At 61.5% G+C, this 5,882-nt stretch carries 6 protein-coding genes; all 6 read right to left on the reverse strand.

The window, feature by feature from the left end; all coding sequences use genetic code 11:
* On the reverse strand, positions 1–652 hold a 652-nt coding region (locus JMJ95_RS13665), incomplete at its 3' end, for a lactate racemase domain-containing protein (RefSeq protein ID WP_290686434.1).
* Positions 653–667: 15 nt separating this feature from the next.
* Entirely contained in the window at positions 668–2,656 is a 1,989-nt protein-coding gene (locus JMJ95_RS13670) for a TRAP transporter permease (protein ID WP_290686437.1), read from the reverse strand.
* Positions 2,657–2,942: 286 nt separating this feature from the next.
* Positions 2,943–3,959 (reverse strand): TAXI family TRAP transporter solute-binding subunit, encoded by a 1,017-nt coding sequence (locus JMJ95_RS13675; protein WP_290686440.1) that lies wholly within the window; start codon positions 3,957–3,959, stop codon positions 2,943–2,945.
* A gap of 24 nt (positions 3,960–3,983) precedes the next feature.
* Complete coding sequence (locus tag JMJ95_RS13680; protein ID WP_290686444.1) at positions 3,984–4,361, reverse strand: DUF1667 domain-containing protein; 378 nt, start codon at positions 4,359–4,361, stop codon at positions 3,984–3,986.
* Complete coding sequence (locus JMJ95_RS13685; protein WP_290686447.1) at positions 4,358–5,620, reverse strand: FAD-dependent oxidoreductase; 1,263 nt, start codon at positions 5,618–5,620, stop codon at positions 4,358–4,360. Before JMJ95_RS13685 ends, JMJ95_RS13680 begins: the two co-directional genes overlap by 4 nt.
* Positions 5,617–5,882: (2Fe-2S)-binding protein (locus JMJ95_RS13690; RefSeq protein ID WP_290686450.1), on the reverse strand; the 266-nt coding region annotated here is incomplete at its 5' end. The genes JMJ95_RS13685 and JMJ95_RS13690, both read right to left, overlap by 4 nt.

Here is a 5,882-nt window from a genome sequence, read left to right on the forward strand (position 1 = left end):
TGAGGACGTTGCCGTCCACCACGCCGATGCCCACCCCCGGGGCTGTCATCATACGGTGGTTCGTCATGACGGTTTCCCGGCCCGCCACTCCGGGCAGGATGCTTTTCCGCCCTCCCGCGAACCCGGCGTAATAGTGAAGAAGCACCTCGCCGATGGCGAGCCTGAGGTCCGCCTCCGCCACGGTCCTGTTTATCATCAGCCGGTTCCCGGTGGACAACGTTCCCATGTCCACGAGGTCGGGGGAGTCGCAGTCATGGTTCTCCACCCGGTATTTCGCGAAAACCGCATCCCCCACGGTCTGCCTCGTTTCTTCATCGCTCATGGGCCGGTGGGTTCCGGTGGCCACAACGACGGCGATCCCCGAAGAAGGGACGCCCAGCCGCTCCAGCTCCTCCAGCAGAGGAGGAAGCATCTCGGCCGTCGGGGTGGACCGGGTCATGTCGTTCACGATGATGGCCGCCGTCTCCGGTTTATTGATGGAGACGATCTCCTCCAGGGATGGTCCTGCCGTGGGGTGTTTCACCAGGCGGGCAACCTCCGCGGCCAGGTCGGCCACGGGCTCGCCGCCGGAAGGTTCGAGCACCCCCAGGATATTTCTGTCTGGGATAGAGAGGAAAATATCCTCCTTTCCCCATTTCAGCCTGGTTTTCACTGTGATTTCCCCCCTTCAGCGGGCCAGCCCAAGGCCTGAACCGGCGGCCTTCCGCTGCGCCTTCTGCCAGAAGAACACGGCTGCCGCAAGGGCGACCCCGACCGTGTCCGTCGCGACGCCGGGGAAGATCAGCAGCAGGGCGCCGATGAACATGCCCAGACGCTGCAGGATGTTCATGGGAACGTACAGGTAGTTCTGCAGCGACGCCGCCAGGGCGATGACGCCCACCAGGCTCGTCACGGTGGACAGGGCGATGGAGAGATAGTTCCCCCCTACAAGCAGCAGGTCCGGGTTATAGATGAAGGTGAAGGGGATGAGGAATCCCGCGAGAGAAATCCGGAATCCCGTCCAGCCCACTGCGGACGGACTCTGGCCCGACAGCCCCGCTGCACCGTAGGACGCGATGGCCACGGGAGGAGTCAGGTTGGAAAGGCAGGCGAAGTAGTAGGCGAACATGTGGGCCGCCAGGGGGTTCACCCCAAGTTTTACCAGGGCGGGGGCGGCAATGGTGGCGGTCACGATGTAGCAGGCCGTCGTCGGTAGCCCCATGCCCAGGATGACGCACACGATCATGGTGAGGAAGGTGGTGATGAGGATGCTTCCCCCTGCGAGGGAAACGATGTTGTCGCCCAGCACGAGCCCCAGGCCGGTGAGGTTGGTGATGCCGATGATGTTGCCCACCACGGCGCAGGCGATGCCCACACCAATGCTCTGTCTGGCTCCGGATTCCATGGCTTTCAGGAAGGACTTCCAGGTGAGCCGGGTTTCCTTCGTTATGAAGCTCACGCCCACCGAGGCGATGATGCCGTAGAAAGCCGCGTAAAGAGGCGTCCTGCCGATGAGCAGAAGATACACTATGACGATGATGGGGACGAGCAGGTGCCCCCGCTCCCTCATGACCTTCATTATGGGAATGGGAATGATTTCTTCTCTCGGGATGGGCTTCATGCCCATCTTGACGGCCTCGATGTGGATGACGGCATATTCGGCCAGGTAGTAGAGCACTGCCGGGATGGTCGCCGCCAGCATGATCTTGGCGTAATGTACCCCGAGGAACTCGGCCATAATGAAGGACGCCGCGCCCATGACGGGGGGCATGATCATGCCTCCCGTTCCCGCCACGGCTACCACCGCCGAGGCGAAGACGGGCTTGAAGCCGGCGCCGGTCATGAGGGGAATGGTGAAGGTTCCCGTGGCCGCTACGTTGCCCACGGCGCTTCCGTTAATCATTCCCATGAGGCCGCTGGCCACGATGGACACCTTGGCCTCGCCGCCGATGGTCCTTCCGGCGAGGGACATGGCGAGGTCCTTGATGAACCGGCCCATACCCGTCTCGGTAAGGAAGGCGCCGAAGAGGATAAAGAGAAAGATGTAGGTGGATGACACGCCGAGGGAGATGCCGAATATGCCCTCGGAGGACAGGAAGAGCTGGTAGATGATGCGCCTGAAGGTGAACCCCGTGTGCCCGAGGACGCCGGGAATGTATTCGCCCCAGTAGCCGTAGGCGAGGAAGATCATGGAGAGGATCATCAGTTCCTTGCCCACGGTCCGCCTCGTCGCCTCGAGAACGCAGACGATGAGGATGGTCCCCATGACGTAGTCGGGTGTTATGGCGGTTCCCCGAATGCTGAAGGCGTCGAAGGCGAAAAGGATGTACAGGCTCGACGACAGGGAGAGGACGAGCCAGATGTAATCGACCGCCGAGGGACGTTCCCTGGGAGCGCGCTTCGACCCGGGGTAGAGAAGGAACGTCATGAGCACGAGAAACGCCAGATGAACGCTTCGCTGCTTCATGGCCATCAGCGTCCCGAAACCTGAGGTGTAAAGGTGGAACAGGGACATGGCAACGGCGATGACCGTTACGACCGTCGCCCACTTCCCCGTATATTTCCGGAATCGGGATTCCGCGTCCGCCTTTTCGAGGACCTTCTCCGCCTCTTCTTCCGAAATGATGTCAACAACCGGTTCTTGATTTTCGTTGAGTTTGTCGTTCTGATCAGTCACAGCCGTTTACCTCCGCACGAACGAATGAGGGGAGGGAACAACTCCGTCCTAAATCCGCAGGCAGCGGGGAGTGTCACCGGTGCTCGCTTGGGCCGCCGGTGCAGATTGTCGTCCTTGACAACTGCCCAAGCGATCAACACGGCTCCCTGCGTTCGCCGGTTGCCTGCTTGTGAAACCGACATCCGTGTCGGTTTCTCGGCCCGGGCGCTGTGCCCGGCGACACTCCCTCTGCCTGAAAAACCTGCGGATTTAGGTCCGTTCCCTCCCCTTGAAAACGAAACCGGTGCTAATCTACAATGAGATTTTCAGGTACGTTGACTCCCTTTTCCTTCAGGTATTTCACCGCTCCCTTGTGAAGGGGAATGGTCATTCCGTTCAGGGAGTTCTCCAGCAGCGTGTAGGCCGTGGCCTTGTGGGCAGCCACGAGGTCATCGTGGAACTCGTAGGTCGCCTTGGTCAGGAGATAAATGAGTTCCTCGTCCTGGCGTGCGTCAGTAAAGAGGATGTTGGACAGGGCGATAGTCCTGATTTCCTTGTCCTGGTTCGGGTAGGAGCCGGCGGGAATGGTGAAGGGGAAGTACCAGGGATACTTTTCCACGATCTCCTTGATCTTGTCCTCTTCCATGGAGATGAGTTCACCGGCGCCGGAAGAGAGCACGTCCATGATGGCCGCGGTGGGAACGCCGCCGGCGATGTGGGCTCCGTCGGTCTGGGCGTTCTTTATGAGGTCCACTGCCTCGTTGTAGCCGAGGTAATCGGCGGTGACGTTCGTCTCGCCCTGGTCCTTCATGTAATTGAGGCCGTATGCTTCCATCATCTCCCGGCTGTTGATCTCGGTGGCGCTGGCTACCTGGCCGGGGACAAACTTTTTGCCCTTGAAGTCGGCGATGGATTTGATCCCGGCGTCCTTGCGGGCGATCCAGTGCATAACGTTGGGATAAAGGGTGAACATGCCCCGCATTTCCTTGTAGGGAGGCTTGCCCTCGTAGGTCCCCTTGCCGTTGAAGGCGTAGTAGCAGATGCCGTTCTGTCCGATGGCGATCTGGACTTCCTCGTTCCTCATGAGGTCAACGTTCTGCGGGGTACCCGCCGTGGACTGGGCGGAGGCCCTGGTGACTTCCTTGATGTTCTTGGACCAGATCTGGGCGAAGGCATTGCCGATGGGATAATAGGCTCCACCGGTGGTGGCGGTGGCGATATTGAGGCGGTAGGACTTGGCCTCGGCGCCGACGATCATGGGGCCTGCCGCAAAGATGAGCGCGAGAACGACCACTACTGCTATGATGCTTTTCCTCACATTCATTCCCTCCTTTTATGTCTGGAACTGTCAACCGACTTTCCGAACCCTCCTGGTCGCTATGACCTCCGTATCACACCCCGCAGGGGCCGACAGAACCACGTCGCCGATCTCCACAGGTGCTTCCAGGGACACCTTCCGGATCTCATCCATCACCTCCCGTATTTTTGTCAGGGGTATGGGGCGGCTGGTCCGGACGCTGGCCAGGGGAAAATCACCCCGCCGCACCGGTACGCTGGAAGCGATGGTACGCATGGGGTTTTCCACCTCCTGCCGGGCCCAGGATTCTCCCCGTTTGCACACGTTTCCCTGAACCCTGGTGACTACAGGCGTTTCATCATCGTCCACCTCGACGACGATGGAACAGCCGTTGGGGCAGACCACGCAGGTAAATTCTCTCGTGCTCATTCAACCGTCACCTCCAGGGAGGAACAGCCTGAAACAGCTTCTTTCTTCAGGTCGATCCGGATCATTTCCGCCGGATGAAGCCGCATTTCCCTCTTCCGGACGATCTCCTTCCCGCCGTCCCGGACCACGACGCAGCGGTCTCTCCACGGGGCGGAAACCCGCAGGGACAAGGTCAGGTTCCTCTCTCCCGACACGGCCTGGGGAAGGGTGTAGCGGACGCCGCTTCCGGGTCTCACGCGGATGGGACTCGGCAGGGAGCAGCCTCCCTCCCGGACGAAACAGGCCGCGAACTTCCCGGCTTCCGCCGCTTCCACGGAGACCCAGTCCACCAGGTCGTGAACGTGGAGGACATTGCCGCAGGCGAATATTCCCGGCACCGACGTCATGAAGGAATCGTCCACCACCGCTCCGCCGGTCACGGGGTCCATCTCGACCCCGGCTTCCCGGGTCAGCTCGTTTTCGGGGATAAGACCCACGGACAACAGCAAGGTGTCGCAGGGCACGTACCGCCCCGTCTCGGGAATGGGGGACCGGTCCTCGCCCACCTGGGCGACCCTGATGCCTTCGAGGCGCCCCTTGCCGACGATGTCCGTCACCGTGGTGTTGAGATAGAGAGGGATGCCGTAGTCGTTGAGGCACTGCTGGATGTTCCGGGGAAGGCCGCTGGAGTAGGGCAGGATCTCGAAGACCGCTTCCACCTTCGCCCCCTCGAGGGTCATCCTCCGGGCCATGATGAGGCCGATGTCGCCGGAGCCCAGGATGCAGACAGTTTTCCCCACCATGATGTTCTCGAGGTTCATGAAATTCTGGGCCGCTCCCGCGGTATACACCCCCGACGGGCGGTGCCCGGGAATGGAGATGGCGCCCCGTGTGCGCTCCCTGCAGCCCATGGCAAGGATCACGGCCCCGGCTTCGATGCGCTGGTAGGTTCCCCTGGTGCTCACTTCAAGAACCCGGTCCGCCGACAGGGAAAGAACGATGGTCTCCTCCATGGCGGCAATGCCGAGCTCGCGGAACCGGTCGATGAACCGGGCGGCATATTCGGGGCCGGACAGGGCCTCCCTGAAGGTGTGCAGCCCGAACCCGTCGTGGATGCACTGGTTCAGGATGCCGCCGAGGATGCGGTCCCGCTCGATGAGGAGCACGTCGCCGCACCCGGCCTCCTTCGCCGCCACGGCCGCCGCGAGACCTGCAGGTCCACCGCCGATGACCACCACGTCCCTGCGGACCGCGGGAATTGATTTCTTCGCGCCGCTCATCGGGCAGCTCCTCCCTTCTCCGGCCGGACATTGCCCACGAAGAGGGGCGACCCGGCGCCTCTCATCAGGAAATCCTCCGGCTTCCAGCCGAACTCGTCCCGAAGGATTCTCGTAATGCGGGGAACGCAGAATCCCCCCTGGCAGCGGCCCATGGAGGCCCGGGCCCTGTACTTTATGCTCACCAGCGTCCTGGCGCCGAGAGGATTGGCGATGGCGTCCAGGATCTCCTGCTTGGTGATCTTTTCGCACCGGCAGATGATCT

The sequence above is a fragment of the Aminivibrio sp. genome, assembly GCF_016756745.1.
Lineage (GTDB): Bacteria > Synergistota > Synergistia > Synergistales > Aminobacteriaceae > Aminivibrio.

Excerpts from the sequence above, each read along its gene's own strand:
- JMJ95_RS13685 (WP_290686447.1), bottom strand. The coding sequence starts at position 5,620 with ATGAGCGGCGCGAAGAAATCAATTCCCGCGGTCCGCAGGGACGTGGTG.
- JMJ95_RS13680 (WP_290686444.1), bottom strand. The coding sequence starts at position 4,361 with ATGAGCACGAGAGAATTTACCTGCGTGGTCTGCCCCAACGGCTGTTCC.
- JMJ95_RS13675 (WP_290686440.1), bottom strand. The coding sequence starts at position 3,959 with ATGAATGTGAGGAAAAGCATCATAGCAGTAGTGGTCGTTCTCGCGCTC.